General features: G+C 65.2%; 15 protein-coding genes. 10 read left to right on the forward strand and 5 right to left on the reverse strand.

What is annotated here, in order from left to right:
* Window positions 1-53 precede the first annotated feature (53 nt).
* Genes thrS through pgsA form a run of 3 tightly spaced genes read left to right on the forward strand, consistent with a single transcriptional unit; the run spans window position 54 to window position 3,287 of the window.
* A complete protein-coding gene (gene thrS, locus LOC56_RS08000) occupies window positions 54-2,066 on the forward strand; it encodes a threonine--tRNA ligase (protein WP_229951753.1) in 2,013 nt (670 codons plus the stop codon).
* Window positions 2,067-2,081: 15 nt separating this feature from the next.
* A complete protein-coding gene (locus tag LOC56_RS08005) occupies window positions 2,082-2,666 on the forward strand; it encodes an HIT family protein (RefSeq protein WP_229951754.1) in 585 nt (194 codons plus the stop codon).
* Between the two features lie 3 nt (window positions 2,667-2,669).
* Entirely contained in the window at window positions 2,670-3,287 is a 618-nt protein-coding gene (gene pgsA, locus LOC56_RS08010; protein ID WP_229951755.1) for a phosphatidylinositol phosphate synthase, read from the forward strand.
* Window positions 3,288-3,388: 101 nt separating this feature from the next.
* On the opposite strand, the gene LOC56_RS08015 is transcribed toward pgsA, so the two are convergent.
* On the reverse strand, window positions 3,389-5,413 hold the full coding sequence (locus LOC56_RS08015) for a M3 family metallopeptidase (RefSeq protein WP_229951756.1): 2,025 nt from the start codon (window positions 5,411-5,413) through the stop codon (window positions 3,389-3,391).
* Window positions 5,414-5,527: 114 nt separating this feature from the next.
* On the opposite strand from LOC56_RS08015, the gene LOC56_RS08020 reads away from it, so the two are divergent.
* Complete coding sequence (locus LOC56_RS08020) at window positions 5,528-6,856, forward strand: CapA family protein (RefSeq protein ID WP_229951757.1); 1,329 nt, start codon at window positions 5,528-5,530, stop codon at window positions 6,854-6,856.
* A gap of 244 nt (window positions 6,857-7,100) precedes the next feature.
* On the opposite strand, the gene LOC56_RS08025 is transcribed toward LOC56_RS08020, so the two are convergent.
* Window positions 7,101-7,535 (reverse strand): class I SAM-dependent methyltransferase, encoded by a 435-nt coding sequence (locus LOC56_RS08025; RefSeq protein ID WP_229951758.1) that lies wholly within the window; start codon window positions 7,533-7,535, stop codon window positions 7,101-7,103.
* 376 nt (window positions 7,536-7,911) lie between these two features.
* Here LOC56_RS08025 and LOC56_RS08030 point away from each other — a divergent pair, with 376 nt between their 5' ends.
* Window positions 7,912-9,600, forward strand: coding sequence for an HNH endonuclease (locus LOC56_RS08030; protein ID WP_229951759.1), 1,689 nt, complete (start codon window positions 7,912-7,914; stop codon window positions 9,598-9,600).
* A 107-nt stretch (window positions 9,601-9,707) separates the two neighbouring features.
* Here LOC56_RS08030 and LOC56_RS08035 read toward each other — a convergent pair whose 3' ends face one another.
* From LOC56_RS08035 to LOC56_RS08045, 3 genes are all read right to left on the reverse strand, one after another.
* Entirely contained in the window at window positions 9,708-10,340 is a 633-nt protein-coding gene (locus LOC56_RS08035) for a class I SAM-dependent methyltransferase (RefSeq protein WP_229951760.1), read from the reverse strand.
* Between the two features lie 63 nt (window positions 10,341-10,403).
* Entirely contained in the window at window positions 10,404-11,150 is a 747-nt protein-coding gene (locus tag LOC56_RS08040; RefSeq protein WP_229951761.1) for a type 1 glutamine amidotransferase, read from the reverse strand.
* The gene (locus LOC56_RS08045; protein ID WP_229951762.1) at window positions 11,147-12,418 is read right to left on the reverse strand and encodes a Mur ligase family protein; all 1,272 of its coding nucleotides are present in this window, start codon (window positions 12,416-12,418) and stop codon (window positions 11,147-11,149) included. The genes LOC56_RS08040 and LOC56_RS08045 overlap by 4 nt, the downstream gene beginning before the upstream one ends.
* 278 nt (window positions 12,419-12,696) lie before the next feature.
* Between LOC56_RS08045 and LOC56_RS08050 the strand changes: the two genes are divergently transcribed.
* The 5 genes from LOC56_RS08050 to LOC56_RS08070 all read left to right on the forward strand — a co-directional run bounded on the left by LOC56_RS08050 (window position 12,697) and on the right by LOC56_RS08070 (window position 16,380).
* Window positions 12,697-13,455, forward strand: coding sequence for a YebC/PmpR family DNA-binding transcriptional regulator (locus LOC56_RS08050; protein ID WP_227921280.1), 759 nt, complete (start codon window positions 12,697-12,699; stop codon window positions 13,453-13,455).
* An 11-nt stretch (window positions 13,456-13,466) separates the two neighbouring features.
* Window positions 13,467-14,066, forward strand: coding sequence for a crossover junction endodeoxyribonuclease RuvC (gene ruvC / locus LOC56_RS08055; protein ID WP_229951763.1), 600 nt, complete (start codon window positions 13,467-13,469; stop codon window positions 14,064-14,066).
* Between the two features lie 73 nt (window positions 14,067-14,139).
* Window positions 14,140-14,766: a Holliday junction branch migration protein RuvA gene (gene ruvA / locus LOC56_RS08060; protein WP_229951764.1), complete on the forward strand. Its 627-nt coding sequence runs from the start codon at window positions 14,140-14,142 to the stop codon at window positions 14,764-14,766.
* A gap of 1 nt (window position 14,767) precedes the next feature.
* Window positions 14,768-15,859 (forward strand): Holliday junction branch migration DNA helicase RuvB, encoded by a 1,092-nt coding sequence (gene ruvB / locus LOC56_RS08065; RefSeq protein WP_229951765.1) that lies wholly within the window; start codon window positions 14,768-14,770, stop codon window positions 15,857-15,859.
* Window positions 15,860-15,960: 101 nt separating this feature from the next.
* Window positions 15,961-16,380 carry a preprotein translocase subunit YajC gene (locus LOC56_RS08070; RefSeq protein WP_229951766.1) on the forward strand — a complete coding sequence of 140 codons (420 nt, stop codon included), beginning with the start codon at window positions 15,961-15,963 and terminating at the stop codon, window positions 16,378-16,380.
* Window positions 16,381-16,428: the final 48 nt, after the last annotated feature.

Raw genomic sequence — 16,428 nt, forward strand, 5'->3', positions numbered from 1 at the left:
GCCGTGTCCAGGCCGTGCAGCAGACGCCGTACAACGAAATCTAGGAGACAACCGTGTCAGTGCCAGAGAAGTTCACCCTCATCGTCGACGGCGAAGAGACCACGGTGGATACTGGCACCACTGGTGCGCAGCTCTTCTTCGACCGCCGCGACGTCGTCGTGATGCGCGTTCACTCCGTCCTCAAGGACCTGGATACGCCGCTGGAGCAGGGCGACATCGTGGAGTCCGTCACCATTGAGTCCGAAGACGGACTGAATGTCCTGCGCCACTCCACCGCACACGTCATGGCCCAGGCCGTGCAGCAGCTGCGTCCGGACGCCAAGCTGGGCATCGGCCCGTACATCAAGGACGGCTTCTACTTCGACTTCGACGTTGCCGAGCCGTTCACGCCGGAGGACCTGAAGACCCTCGAGAAGATGATGCAGAAGATCATCAACTCGAACCAGAAGTTTGCCCGCCGCGTGGTCAGCGAAGACGAAGCCCGCGAAGCCATGAAGAACGAGCCGTACAAGCTTGAACTGCTGGGCAAGAAGGACGGCGCCGAGGAAGCCGGCGAAGGTGCCAGCATCGAGGTCGGTGCCGGCGAGATCACCATTTACGACAATGTGGACCGCAAGTCCGGCGACGTCGTCTGGTGCGACCTGTGCCGCGGCCCGCACCTGCCCAACACCAAGCTGATCTCCAACGCCTTCGCCCTCACCCGCTCCGCCGCCGCCTACTGGCTCGGCAACCAGAAGAACCAGCAGCTGCAGCGCATCTACGGCACCGCGTGGCCTACCAAGGACGCCCTGAAGGCGTACCAGGAACGCCTGGCCGAAGCCGAGCGCCGCGACCACCGCAAGCTGGGTACCGAACTGGACCTGTTCTCCTTCCCGGATGAACTGGGCTCGGGCCTGCCGGTGTTCCACCCCAAGGGCGGCATCATCCGCAAGGCCATGGAGGACTACTCCCGCCAGCGCCACACCGAGGCCGGCTACGAGTTCGTCTACACCCCGCACATCACCAAGGGCCACCTGTACGAGGTCTCCGGCCACCTGGACTGGTACCGCGACGGGATGTTCCCTCCCATGCACGTGGATGAGGTCACCGACCCGGAGACCGGCGAGGTCACCAAGCCCGGCCAGGACTACTACCTGAAGCCGATGAACTGCCCCATGCACAACCTGATCTTCCGCTCCCGCGGACGGTCCTACCGTGAGCTGCCGCTGCGGCTGTTCGAATTCGGCTCCGTGTACCGCTACGAGAAGTCCGGCGTGATCCACGGCCTGACGCGCGTGCGGGGCATGACCCAGGACGACGCCCACATCTACTGCACCCGTGAGCAGATGAAGGACGAGCTGACCACCACGCTGAAGTTCGTGCTGGATCTGCTCAAGGATTACGGCCTGGATGACTTCTACCTGGAGCTGTCCACCAAGGATCCGGAGAAGTTCGTCGGCTCTGACGACATCTGGGAGGAAGCCACCCGCACCCTCGCCGAGGTTGCCGAAGCTTCCGGCCTGGACCTGGTTCCGGATCCGGGCGGAGCAGCCTTCTACGGCCCGAAGATCTCCGTCCAGGCCCGCGACGCCATCGGCCGCACCTGGCAGATGTCCACCATCCAGCTGGACTTCAACCTGCCCGAGCGCTTCGAGCTCGAGTACCAGGCCGCTGACGGCACCCGCCAGCGCCCGGTCATGATCCACCGCGCCCTGTTCGGCTCCGTGGAACGCTTCATGGCTGTACTCACCGAGCACTACGCCGGCGCGTTCCCGGCCTGGCTGGCACCGGTTCAGGTAGTCGGCATCCCCGTGGCCGAAGCGTTCAACGACTACATGTTCGACGTCGTCGACAAGCTCAAGGCCCAGGGCATCCGCGCCCAGGTGGACACCGGAACCGACCGCTTCCCGAAGAAGATCCGCACGGCATCCAAGGACAAGATCCCGTTTGTCCTGATCGCCGGCGGCGACGACGCCGAGGCAGGCGCCGTGTCCTTCCGCTTCCGCGACGGCAGCCAGGACAACGGGGTGCCCGTTGAAGAGGCCGTCAAGCGGATTGTCGAAGCCGTCCGTAACCGGGACAAGTAGGGCGGCGGGGACGCTATGGGAGAACAGCCTGACGACGCCGCGGTGACGGACACGTTTGAACTCGCCGGCGTCCCCGACGCATTCCAGCGGCTCTGGACCCCGCACCGGCTTGCCTACATCAAGGGCGGGCAGAAGCAGGTCTCCTCGAAGGAGACCTGCCCGTTCTGCGCCGCGCCGGAGCGGTCGGACGAGGAATCGCTGATTGTCCACCGCGGGAAGCATGCCTTCGTTATCCTGAACCTCTTCCCGTACAACGCCGGCCACCTGCTGGTCTGCCCGTACCGGCATGTGCCGGACTACACGGACATCGACCCGGAGGAGACGGCGGAAATCGCGGCGCTGACCCAGACCGCCATGCGCGTGCTGCGGAAGGTGTCCAGCCCCACCGGTTTCAACCTGGGTATGAACCAGGGCGAAACCGGCGGGGCCGGGATTGCTGCCCACCTGCACCAGCACATCGTTCCGCGGTGGGGCGGTGATGGAAACTTCCTGCCGATCATCGCGCAGACCAAGGCCATCACCCAGACCCTGGGCGACGTGCGCCGGCAAGTGGCCGACGCCTGGCCTGAAGAGGGCTCCGGCCCGGACAGCGAGGACTGACGCGTGCTCAACAAATACGCACGGGGATTCTTCACTGCCGTTTTCACCCCGCTGGCCACCTGGCTGCTGCGCCGGGGGGTGACCCCGGACATGGTCACCATTGCCGGCACGCTCGGTGTGATGATCGGCGGCCTGGTCTTTTATCCGCTGGGTGAATTGTTCTGGGGCACCATCTTCATCACCGTCTTCATCTTCTCCGACGTGGTTGACGGGATCATGGCCCGGCAGCAGCAGCGCCAGGGCAGCTGGGGCGGGTTCCTGGATTCCACCCTTGACCGCTTCGCTGACGGCGCCTTGTTTGCCGGCGTCGCCATCTGGTTCTTCACCGGCGGCGGCAACGACGCTATCGGCACCGCGGCCGTTCTCTGCCTGGTGGTCGGCATGCTGGTTTCCTACATCCGGGCCAAGGCCGAGTCACTGGGTTTCTCCGCCAATGTCGGCATTGCCGAGCGGGCCGAACGGCTGGTCTCCCTGCTGGTCGCCACCGGACTGGTGGGACTGGGCGTACCGGAGGTCCTGCTGCTGGTGGTCCTGATCCTGCTGACCCTGGCCAGCTGCGTGACCATCGGCCAGCGGATGCACACCGTGCGGAAGCAGGCGCGGATGGCCAATCCGGCCTAGGCAGGCTTACCAGACGCAACAGAAGGCGGGAACCGGTGATCCGGTTCCCGCCTTCTGTTTATGGTCGCTGCCTGTTTAGGGTCGCTGCGGCAGCGGCGCGCTTAGGCCAGGCCGCGCCGGTCCAGCAGCGGCTGGATCTCCGCATCGCGTCCGCGGAAGTTCCGGAACGCCTGCAGCGGGTCGATGCTGTTGCCGCGGGACAACAGCTCCGTCCGGAAACGGTCCCCGTTCTCCCGGGTCAGGCCGCCGTTCTCCCTGAACCACTCGACCGTGTCGGCGTCGAGCACTTCGCTCCAGATGTACGCGTAGTACGAGGCAGCGTAGCCGCCGGCAAAGATGTGCTTGAAGTAGCCGGTGCGGTAACGCGGCGGAACCAGGTCCAGGTCGACGCCGGCCGCCGCCAGGGCCGCTGCCTCGAAGGCTTCCGGATCCTGCACCGTTTCGCCGGGCGCGAGTTCGTGCCAGGCCAGATCCAGCAGGGCGGCACCCAGGTACTCGGTGGTGGAGAATCCTTCACCCCAGACGGCCGCCGCATTCACCTTGTCGATTTCCTCCTGCGGCAGCGGCTCCCCGGTGACGTAGTGCTTCGCGAAGTTGCTGACCACCTCCGGCCACAGCATCCACATCTCGTTGACCTGCGACGGGTATTCCACGAAGTCGCGGGGTACGGCGGTGCCGGAGAACTGGGGATAGCTGACATCAGAGAACAGTCCGTGCAGCGCATGGCCGAATTCGTGGAACGCCGTGACCACCTCGCCGAAAGTCAGCAGGGTCGGCTCACCGCCCGCGGGCTTGGAAATGTTCAGGTTGTTGATGACCACGGGCGGGGCGTCCAGCAGCCGGGACTGGTGGACCAGGGAATTCATCCAGGCGCCGCCGTTTTTGGTGTCCCGGGTGTAATAGTCACCCAGGAACAGGCCCAGCCCGGTGCCGTCGTCGTCCTTCACTTCCCAGACCCGGACGTCGGGGTGATAGCCCGCGAGGTCTGTCCGTTCGGTGAACGTCAGTCCGTAGAGGCGGTTGGCGGCGTAGAAGACGCCGTCAGTGAGAACGCGTTCCAGTTCGAAGTACGGGCGCAGGGCGGAGGAGTCGACGTCGAACTTCTCCCGCCGGACCTGCTCCGAGTAATACGCCCAGTCCCAGGCAGCCAGTTCGTGTCCGTCCCGCCGGGCCGCTTCGCGCAGCTCTTCGGCCTCGGCTTTGGCATTGCGCACGGCTGCAGGGGCGAGCTTGTCCAGCATTTCGTGGATCGCGTCCAGAGACGGTGCGGTCTGGTCATCCGTGCCGTACTCGGCATGGCTGGCGAAACCGAGCAGTGCGGCCTTCTCCGCGCGCAGGGCGGCCATTTCGGCGGCGAGGGCAAGCGTGTTCCCGTCGTTGTTCCGGAAACCGCGGTTTCGGGCGGCCTCATGCAGCCGACGGCGGCTCTCACGGTTGGTCAGCGACGCCAGGGCCGGCTGCGGGGTAGGCAGCACGAGGGACAGCAGGTACTTGCCGTCGTGTCCCGCTTCCGTCGCAGCGGTCGCTGCTGCGGCGATGTCGTCCTCGGGCAGGCCGTCCAGGTCGGCGGCGTCGTCCACCACCAGGGCCGAATCGTTGGTGTCCTTGAGCAGGCGCTGGGAAAACTGTGTGCCCAGTTCCGACAGCCGGGCGTTCAACTCCCGCATGCGGGCCTGCCCGGCGTCATCGAGCTGCGCTCCGGCGCGGATGAAGCGGCGGCGGTACTCGGATACGAGACGTGCCTGCTCATCGTCCAGGCCGGTGAGGTTCGCCGCGACGGCTTCGACCCGGGCAAAGAGCTGCCGGTTGAGGTAGATCGAGTCCTCGTGGGCGGCAAGCCGCGGGCCGATCTCCTGCTGGATCCGCTGCACGCCCTCCGTAGCGTCCGCGGCACAGAGGGTGAAGAAGACGACGGCGGTGCGCCCTAGTTCCTGTCCCGAGGCCTCCAGTTCGGCGATGGTGTTTTCGAAGTCGGGGGCCTGCGGGTTCGCGGCAATGCGCTCAATCTGCGCGGCGTGCCCGGAAATTCCGGAGTCAAAGGCGGGCAGGAAAACATCTTCGTTGATCTGCGCGAACGGAGGCAGCTGGTACGGCAGGCTACTCGGGTAAAGGAAAGGGTTGTCCATAAAGCCCAAGACTGGCACAGCGGGGCATCCTGCTCCAACCTGACACTGCAGTAGGATCGGTCCGATTCCCCGCTGCCGCAGCCTGCGGGCCTGGGGAGATGCGTGGGGGAGTTCATGAAACGCAACCTGGGTATTCGTCCTGCGGGGCCTGGTGCGGGGCCTGGTGCGGGGCCTGGGGCGCTGCTCCGCCTGCCGGGGCTTGCGGCGGTGCTGGTGCTGGGCCTGCTGCTCGGCGGCTGCATGGTGGACGGCGGAGACAGGAGCGACGGGCCGGAGGGCGGCGGGGGTGCCGGCGCGCCGTCGTCGGCGTCCTCCTCACCAGCGTCGCCTGCCCGGTCAGCGTCGCCGTCGTTACCGTCCGCGGAGCCCGGCAACCCCGGCATGGGGCCGGACTGTCCCACGGAGAACTGCTTTTCCCTCATGCTTGCCGGCGACCTGCTGGTCCATCCGCAGCTGTGGGAGCAGGCCGCGGTGGATGCGGGTGCCACGGGCAAGGGACCGCTGGACTTCGAGCCGTTGCTGGCCGGGCAGCGGACCTACATATCCGGATCGGACCTGGCCGTGTGCCATATGGAAACTCCGGTGGCGGAACCGGACGGGCCGTATACGGGCTATCCCATGTTCAACGTGCCGCCGCAGATCCTCACGGCAGCGGCTGCCGTCGGCTATTCCGGCTGCACCACCGCCAGCAACCACACCATCGACGCCGGTACGGCCGGCCTGAACCGCACGCTGGGCGTGCTGGATTCCCTGGGGCTGGCGCACACCGGCTCGTACGCTGCCGAGACCGGTGCCGGCGCACCCATGCTCCTGTCCGCTCCGGCCGGGGACCTGGCCGTCATTGAGGCCACTTACGGGTTGAACGGGCTGGTGGCCGAGTATCCGTGGCAGGTGGATCTGATCGACGCCCCGGCGATGATCGCCAAGGCCCGGGCGGCCCGTGCGGAGGGGGCCGACGTCGTCGTCGCGGCCATCCATGCCGGCGAGGAATACGCGTCGGTGCCCAATGCCCAGCAGCTGGAAACTGCCCATGCGCTGGCCGACAGCGGCGAGTTCGACTTCATTTACGGCCACCACACGCATTCGGTGCTGCCGATCGAGAACTACAACGGCACCTGGATTGTCTACGGGCTCGGCAACGCGGTGACGGAGCTTTCGCCTTCGTACGACGTCAACAACGAAGGCCTGATAGTCCGGGCACAGTTCGCCCGCGACGGCGCCGGGGCGTGGACGGTCAGCGACCTCGCCTGGGCGCCGTCGGTGATTGTCCGGGACCCGTACCGGTGGTGTTCCGTTGCGGGGGACCTGCCGCAGGGGGAATGCGCGCCGCCGGCCCAGCGCGAAGCGGTGCGTGCACGGACTATTCCGGTGGTCGAGTCCATGGGGGCGGCCGACGCCGGGGCACATGAATGGCTCGTGTCGCAGGACGGCGGGGGAGGGTAGGCGGGGGGTATGGCGTGTGGGCGGCCGGGTACGGGGCTAAACCGCTTCGGTGAGAAAAATCCACTCCGGTGAATCCTGCCGCACCGGGCTTCGATCCCAGTTACCCCAGCACTGATCGACCCTAAGTCCTGCGGCTTCCAAACCCGCGGTAACCGTGTCCCAGGAGGGGAAGCGGAGGGTCTCTGTCGTCGTCCAGGTTCCGGTCCCGTCGGTCCAGGTATCGGTGTGCGTGATCCGGTCTTCCTTACGCTGGATGGTCTGGGTGACTGTTCCCCGGCTGGTGCTGTGCTCGTCTGGCATGCGTGAGCACCTGTACCCAGGAGGTGTCATCAAGGAAGTACTGCGCGACATGTCCGGTCATCAGAACCAGATCGGCGCAGGCATCCGGCAGGTGTTCCGCGGTACCTCGGATCCAGGTGACGGTGTCGGCATGCGGCTGGGATGCAGCGAGCGAGAGCATGGTTTCTTCCGGCTCGACAGCGATCACTTCATGCCCTTGCCCGGCCAGCAGGCTGCACAGCAGGCCCGTTCCCGCTCCGATGTCCGCAACGCGCCTGGCTCCCAGTGTCTCGGCCAAGGACAGATAGAACGGCAGATCCTGCCGGGCTTCGGTGTCGGCGTCGTAGGCGGCCGCAAGTTCGGGAACGGCGTAGTAGTTAGCCGGTTTCGATGCAGTCATGCGGCTCGTTTCTTTGAGGTCGCGCTTCAGTCGGGGCTTGCGGCTTTCGGTTGGGCGTCCGGTTAGGCATCCGGTTGGGCGTCCGGTTGGGCGTCCGGTTGGGCGTCCGCCCGAACGGTAACACGCGAGCGGAGCCCGGCCGACGGCTGGGACCGGCCGCCCGGCCGCCGACTGCCGCGGATCCAGGCTAGCCTTCGAGCCCACGCTGGCAGGCCTCGGGCGAGCACCCCGGATCGACCGACGGAGGCAGGATACGGTCCCACTCTTTCAAGTGTTTCTGCAGGTCAGAGCAGGGGTACTCGGGGTTGTGGGTAGTTTTCCACAAGGACGAAAACGCCTATTGCAGGTGCGGTTTTGAACCCATAGCATCGAACACATGTTCGAATCAAATTTGGAGTACCCACCACCTGTTGACGGCGTTGACCCCTCCGTCGGTACACCCACTGGATACCGCGGTGGCAGCAACGGGCCGGCGTCTGCGCCAGCGCTGTCGAGCAGTGGGTGCCCTGGTACGGCAAACGCCGACGCGGCGCCTAGCGGCAACGAACCGTCATCCTCACCGGTCACATCGTGGATCGCCGAGCTGTCGTCCGGGCGGGCCCTGGCTGACATCACCTCCGCCACGGACGCGGAACTGATAAACCGTCTGCGCGTACTCGAAGAACTTAAGGCCGCTGCTGCAGCGGCCCAGGTTCGCGTCACAGCCGCCTTCGATGCCTCAGTCCGTGCGAAGCACTCCCGCTCCGGCATTCCCAAGGAGCAGCAGGGGAGAGGCGTGGCTGCTCAGATCGCCCTTGCCCGACGCGAGTCGCCTGCACGCGGCGGGCGGATTCTTGGCTTCTCCAAGGCACTTGCACATGAAATGCCATGCACCCTCCGGGCGCTGTCCGAGGGCAGACTCAACGAATGGCGGGCAACGCTGCTCGTCCGCGAGACGGCATGCCTGTCGGTATCCGACCGGCGCTTGGTGGACCGTGAGGTAGCCGGAGATGTTGCCGGACTCGAGGGGATGGGCGACGGACGCCTGATCGGCAGGATCCGGAAACTGACTTACCGGATTGATCAGGAAGCGATGGTCCGCCGGGCGGCCAAGGCGCAGGCGGACCGCTATGTTTCCTGCCGGCCCGCCCCGGACACCATGACCTACCTGACCGGCCTATTGCCGGTGGCCCAGGGTGTGGCCGTATTTGCCTCCCTCAGCCGTGAAGCAGATTCCCTCCGGGCACGTGGAGATGAACGCAGCCGGGGCCAGATCATGGCTGACACGCTGGTTGCAAGAATCACTGGTCTTGCCCAGACCGACCGCGTACCACTGGAGGTCCAGCTTGTTATGACGGACCGTACGCTGCTTGCCGGCTCGGATGAGCCGGCCTACCTCCATGGATACGGTGTGGTGCCGGCCATGTGGGCACGCGACGCGGTACGAAAAGCCGGAACTGGCAGGGCCCTCGGTCGGACGGCCGGATGGCGCGCTGCTGATGACAACCAGACCGGAAGCCGTCAGGCCGTTGCCGACCAGACCGGAAGCCGTCAGGCAGTTGCCGACCAGACCGGAAGCCGTCAGGCAGTTGCCGACCAGACCGGAAGCCGCAGCTTTAGCGGTGAAACGACCGGAAGCGGCACGACGTCCAACGCGGGACGTAAAGGCCGGGCAGCTCGGCGTGGTGGATCCGTTTCCCCGTCGGATCTCTGGCTCCGACGCCTCTACACGGCCCCGGCATCCGGTGAACTCATTGGCATGGACTCGAAGGCGCGGTTTGTCCCCGAATCGTTGGCGAAATTCATCTCCGCAAGGGATCAAATCTGCCGGACACCGTGGTGCAACGCGCCAATACGGCACCGCGACCACATCCGCCGGCACCGGGACGGGGGCGCCACCAATGCAAAGAACCTGCAGGGACTCTGCGAAGCCTGCAACCAAGCCAAGGAAGCACCTGGATGGCGTGCTGAAAGCAGTGGAAGTCCGGGCCGGCACACAGTCGAAATCACCACGCCGACCGGACACACCTATCAATCCACGGCGCCGCCGCTGCCGGGCACCCGCTCGTTCGAGCCGCAGCGCTAAGTGCGATGCCGAGACGGCCACGTCGTCGCTGTCGCCGCGGTGCGGTCTGCTGGAGGAGGGCGTCCTGGACTGATCTGACGCCCCTGCCCACTTAGCTTGTCCGCGTGTCAGCGCTTCAGAATGAATATCCCGTCCGGGCCGGTACGAGTGTCTAGCGCACCTGGTTTCGCATAAACGCTCACGGACCAGCCTGAGTCCTCATCGAAAGCGCCGAGGTGCCAGTCCGAGAATCGATTCAGTAGCGGTAGCCCTGCGGAACGCGCCGCAGCATCCTGGGCCTGCGGACCGCCCCTTGTGTCAACGGTGGTACCGACCACAAACAGGCCACCGTCAACCAGGAGCCCACAGACCCGCCTGAAAGCGTCCTGCAAAGCCTTGCTGGAAAGGAATGCCGGCACGTTTCCAGACATCAAGATGACCTCGTACCTGCCGGGCAGACCCTCACCACGCAGGCGCTCATCAGAGAGTTCGTCCACGGCCAGCTGTCGATACCAATCGCTATCGAAGATGTCGGCGGCGATGTCCAAGACGGCAAGAGCCGGATCGATGCCGTACGCCTGATGCCCACTCTGACGCAGCGCATTAACCGCCGAGCCGATGCCGCAGCCGACATCAAGGATCCGGCTGTTGCGGGGGGCCAGCATGTCTATAAACCGTGCATCGACCTCAAGGTCGGTTCCTATTTCCACTAGCCGGCGCATCTTTTTTGCGTAGGCATCAAGGTCAGCACTGGGGATCATGACCATCAGACTAACGGGCAGCCCCGGCACCCGGACGAAAAGCGGCCCACCCGGCAAGGCAGGCTAGCGCGGCCGCTGCCCGGCGTGCTGGCGTGCCGCATCCGAGAGCTTCGACAGCTCGGCCAGATCCTCTTCCGAACGGGGCACAGGGGAGAAGCTGCCGAACTTCCGCGTGGCTGCCTTCTCGATCAGGAAGTCCGCAATGGCCGGGTTCTTGGGAAGGAGGGAACCGTGCAGGTAACTGGCCACCACGTTCTTGTACCGCGCACCCTCGGTGCTGTCCTTGGTGTTGTTGCCTTCACCCTTGCGGATCTCCGCGAGCGGCTTCACGCCCGGGCCGAGGAACGTCTGGCCGCTGTGGTTCTCGTAGCCGTGGATCTCACCGAATTCCTCGCTGACGGAAAGCACGTTGCCGATCAACCGCACGTCACCGCCGTGGGTCTCCATATCCAGAATGCCGATTCCCGGAATGAGCGCGCCCTCATGCGTCTTGAAGAACCGCCCGAACAACTGGTACAGACCGCAGATCACCAGCATCGGCAGGCCGTCCTCGGCAAGTCCCTGAAGGGTAGGTGCCAACTGCTGGAGATCCTGCTGGATCACCACCTGTCCGCTGTCCTGGCCGCCGCCGCCGACAATGATGTCAACATCGGCAGGGAACTCGTCCCCGGCGTTGTACTCCTCGACAACAGGCGTGTAGCCGTACCACTTCAGGCGCTGCTTGAGCACCAGCACGTTGCCCCAGTCGCCGTAAATGTTCATTTCCCGCGGGTACAGCTGCAGGATCTTGATTGTGCGGTCCTCGGTCATGAGACCACCTCTACCTTCGTGATCTTGGAGAGTTCCCGGCGTACGGCCAGCATGGCCGTGTACGTGCAGAAGATCCGCATGGGAACCCCGGGGGAGTCCTTGATGAAACGCTTCAATCCATCCGTGATGTCCGCTTCGATGGTGCGCACCGGTACGTCGTCGTACTTCAGCCGCAGCGCCATGTCGTAGGCGCGCACGCCGCTGACGACGTCGACTCCGCCCTCGGCCAGGGATTCGAAGTCCACGTCCCACAGCCAGGACATGTCCCGGCCGTCGGCGTAGTTGTCATTGATGGCGATCATTGTTGAGTAGCCGTGTGCGGCAAAGGACTTCAGGCCCAGGCGGAAGCCGCTGGGATTCTTCACCAGGACCAGCTCCAGCGGCTGGCCGTTGACGGTCAGGGACTCGCCGCGCCCGAAGGCAGGCTCCACATTGGCAAGTGCCTCGAACAACGCGTCGGAGTCGAGGTCCTTGCCCTTGATCGTCCGAGCAAAGGCGAGGGCGGCGGCGGCATTGAAGATGTTGTAAACGCCGCGCAGCTTCAGTCCGGAAGTGCGGACCTGTCCGTCGACCAGGAAATCGGCATCCGTCTCACTCACGCGTTCAAGGACGACGTCGGCCTCCTGCGTTGCCGCCAGTGCCTCGGCGAGGCTGCCGCGCATCTCGTCGTCGTTGGGGAAGGTGCTGCGCAGCGAGGCGTCGAGACCGAAGTACACGGCACGCTGGCCGTTCAGGGAATCGGCAATGCCCGCCACGCGGGGATCCTCGCGGTTCAGCACCACCGTCTCGGTGGTCGCGCGGGCAATGGATTCCAGCAGGCGGGTGGTCTTGTCGATCTCGCCGAACCGGTCCAACTGGTCACGCAGGACATTCAGCAGCAGGCTGTAGCGCGGCTGGATCAGTTTCACGAAGTGCACGGCGTGGGCTTCGTCCAGTTCCAGGACGGCGATGTCCGCATCCAGGTGCCCGCGCAGGTTCACTTCGCCCAGCAGCGCCGCTGCGACGCCGCGGGTGAAGTTGCTGCCCGTGCGGTTGGTGAAGACCTTTAGCCCCTGGCTCTCCAGCAGCTCCACCACCATCTTGGTAGTGGTGGTCTTGCCGTTGGTTCCGGACACGACGGCGACGCCGAGCGGCAGGTCTGCGAGGGTACGGCGAATGAAATCGGGATCGATCTTCTCCACTACCAGGCCCGGCAGGGCGGAGCCGCCGCCACGCAGTTTGGAGGCACTGCGGACCAGTTTTCCGACCAGGATGGAGAAAGAACTCATGGTTACTGAATATAGCGCACACCCTTGGTACAGCACCGATCCGCAAGGGGTGAGGCTGCACGCATCCGGGCATGTCAACGGTGTTATATCCCTCGGGATGCGTCCCCGGCCCGGAGCCAGGAAGCGTTTCCGGCCCCGGAAACGGAATCGGTCGCTAGAATTGTGGCAGTGCGTTCGGGAAGCTTAGCTGGTCTCCCTGTTCGGCCCGGGTTCCCCGGAGTCCTGGACGGGCGGCAAGCAGCCGGACTTTTTTATCGATCAGAGGAGAAGCGTAGAGCATGTCGGGCCACTCTAAATGGGCAACCACCAAGCACAAGAAGGCCGTAATTGATGCCAAGCGCGCCAAGTCCTTCGCCAAGCTGATCAAGAACATCGAAGTTGCAGCACGTGCCGGCGGAGCCGACATGGCGGGCAACCCGGCCCTTGAACTGGCCGTTTCCAAGGCCAAGAAGACGTCGGTGCCGATCGACAACATTAACCGTGCGGTCAAGCGCGGCGCGGGCCTGCTCGGCGAAGCCGTCGATTACCAGACGATCATGTACGAGGGCTACGGTCCGCAGGGTTCCGCCCTCCTGATCGAGTGCCTCACGGACAACAAGAACCGTGCGGCTTCCGAGGTCCGCCTCGCCGTGACCCGCAACGGCGGCAACATGGGCGATCCCGGTTCGGTGGCTTACATGTTCACCCGCAAGGGCGTAGTGAACCTCCCCAAGAACGGCCTCACTGAAGACGACCTGCTCATGGCCGTCCTGGATGCCGGTGCGGACGAAGTCAAGGAATCCGGCGAGAACTTCGAGATCATCTCCGAGCCGCAGGACCTCCGCGCCGTCGTCGGTGCGCTGGAAGAGGCGAGCATCGAGTACGAAACCGATGAAGCAGAATTCGTCCCGTCCATGCATGTGGAACTGGATGCGGACGCTGCCCGCAAGTTCCTCAAGCTTGTGGATGCGCTGGAAGACCTCGACGACGTGCAGAATGTCTACTCCAACGCTGATATCCCGGCCGCCGTTATGGCCGAGCTTGAAGAAGACGACTAAGCGCCGAACCAGTGTCTTTACGCGTCCTGGGGGTGGACCCCGGCCTCACCCGTTGCGGCCTTGGAGTAGTTGAGGTCGAGGGAAACCGCCGGGCCACCCTCGTGGCCGTCGGAGTTGTCGGCACGGTGGCCGGCACCGCGCTTGACGCACGGTTGCTGGTCATTTCCGAAGCCATCGAGCTGTGGCTGGACACCCACCGGCCCGATGTCCTGGCCGTGGAACGGGTGTTCAGCCAGCTCAACGTCAGCACGGTGATGGGTACTGCCCAGGCATCCGGCGTCGTTATTGCCGCCGCTGCACGGCGCGGCATCCCGGTGGCCCTGCACACTCCCACTGAGGTCAAGGCGGCGGTCACCGGCTCCGGCTCGGCCAATAAGGACGCCGTGGGCAAGATGGTGACCAAGATCCTGCGGCTGGACGAAATGCCCAAGCCGGCGGACGCAGCCGACGCCCTTGCCCTGGCGATCACGCACGCCTGGCGCCGCGGCGTCGCCGGTCCCGGACCCACCGCAGGCTCTGCGTCGCGGGGCACGGCGCCGGCTACCGGACTGACCCCGGCCCAGCGGCTCTGGGCCGAAGCGGAAGCACGGGCAAAACGCGGAAGCTACTGAACAACAGGGGAATGCGGGCGCCAGCAAGTAGGGTATTCGTAGATATGTTCTATACAGCCTCTGGAGTTCCTTCATGATCAGTTCCCTCCGCGGGGTCGTTTCGCACGTGGGCCTTACCTCTGCCGTCATTGATGTCAACGGATTCGGGATGCTCGTCCAGGCCACTCCCCAGACGCTGGCTTCGCTGCGCACGGGAAGTGAAGCCAGCGTCCATACCGCCATGATCGTGCGCGAAGACTCCATGACCCTGTACGGGTTCAGCGACGCGGATCAGCGCGAGGTCTTTGAAATCCTCCTCGGCGTCAGCGGCGTGGGCCCGCGGATTGCCCTGGCCGTCCTTGCCGTGCACACTCCCGAAGCCATCCGGGTGGCCGCATCCACCGGCGACGACAAGGCCTTCAGCAAGGTTTCGGGCATCGGCCCCAAGGGTGCCCGCCGCATTGTCCTCGAACTGGCCGACAAGCTTGTGCCGCACGGCACCGTGGAAAACCCGGCCGCGCCGCGCTGGCAGGAGCAGGTCCTGGCGGCCATGACCGGTCTCGGCTGGTCCGAAAAGGACGCCACTGCCGCTATGGAGGACACCGCCGCTGAGCATCCCGACGTCGCTGCCGCCGGCAACGTGGGGGAAATCCTGAAACTGACGCTGCGACGCCTCGGCACCGACGGCGCCCGGGCCTCCTCGCGCCGAAAGGCAGGCTGAGGTGTCCGCTGACTCCCTGGTTGCTCCGGGGCCGGATCCGGACGACAAAGCCATTGAAGCCGCACTGCGTCCCAAGAACCTGGACGACTTCGTGGGGCAGAAGCGCGTGCGGGAACAGCTCTCGCTGGTACTCGAAGCGTCCCGGCTGCGCGGCCGCAGCGCGGACCACGTCCTGCTGTCCGGCCCGCCCGGGCTGGGCAAGACCACCCTGTCCATGATCATTGCTGCGGAAATGAACGCACCGCTGCGGATCAGTTCCGGGCCGGCCATCCAGCATGCCGGCGACCTCGCAGCCATCCTGTCCTCCCTGACCGAGGGCGAGGTGCTGTTCCTGGATGAAATCCACCGCATGTCCCGGCCGGCCGAGGAAATGCTTTACATGGCCATGGAGGATTTCCGCGTCGACATCATCGTCGGCAAGGGAGCCGGTGCCACGGCCATCCCGCTGGACCTGCCGCCGTTCACCCTCGTGGGAGCCACCACCCGGGCGGGCCTGCTGCCCGGTCCGCTGCGGGACCGTTTCGGATTCACCGGCCACCTGGAGTTCTACTCGACGGACGAGCTGGAACTGGTACTGCGCCGCTCGGCCATGCTGATGGACATGAAGGTCAACTCCGCAGGCTTCGCCGAGGTTGCCGGACGCTCGCGCGGCACTCCCCGAATTGCGAACCGGCTGCTGCGCCGCGTCCGCGACTGGGCGCTGGTGCACGGCATCGAGCAGATTGATGCCCGCTCTGCCGGGGCCGCGCTGGATATGTACGAGGTGGATGTGCTCGGCCTCGACCGGTTGGACCGCGCCGTGCTCACCGCGCTGATCACCAAGTTCAACGGGGGACCGGTGGGACTTTCAACGCTGGCAATCGCCGTCGGCGAGGAGCCGGAGACCGTGGAGACGGTGGCTGAACCGTACCTGGTCCGTGAAGGCCTGCTCGGCAGGACTCCGCGGGGCCGCATTGCGACCCGGGCCGCGTGGGAGCATCTGGGCCTCCAAATGCCCGAGAACGTTGCCGCCGCCATGCCGCAGAACATGTTTTCCGGCCCCGGTACAAACACGTCATCCGCTCCCGCCGAGGAGACCGGGCCGGAAACTTAACAGTCCGCTCCCACGTTTTCCGTTTAGACTGGCCCTTGGGCATGGTCCCGGCAGCATGCCCGGACGCCCGGCACTTCCTCAACAGAAACGGAACTCTCCACGTGAATATTGCTGATCTCTTTCTCCCTCTGCTGCTGGCGGTCTTCGTCATCATGATGTTCCGCAAGCAGAAGAAGTCGCAGCAGACGGTTACCCAGCAGCGGGCCCAAATGCTTCCCGGCACCGAGGTCATGACCCAGTTCGGGCTTTTCGGCCGGATTGTTTCCGTGGACCAGGAAGAAAACAAGGCAGTGCTGGAACTTTCCCCCGGCAACACCGCCACGGTGCACCTCCAGGCACTGACCAAGGTCGTCACCGTTCCCGCCGAAGAAACACCGGCCGATGACGCCGCCGCGGTCCCCGATGACGCCTCTTCCCTCACGCTCGGCAAGGACACCTCCGAGCGCCAGGACGCCGTTCAGGACGAGACACCTGAAGAAACACTCAAGCGCCTGAACCGCGACGACAAAAAAGAGAACTAGACTCTCCACGAGCCAAGCGGGGCATCGGTGCCCCGCTTGCCGCCCGGA

Origin of the sequence: Arthrobacter sp. zg-Y179 (assembly GCF_020907345.1) — a bacterium.
Lineage (GTDB): Bacteria > Actinomycetota > Actinomycetes > Actinomycetales > Micrococcaceae > Arthrobacter_B > Arthrobacter_B jinronghuae.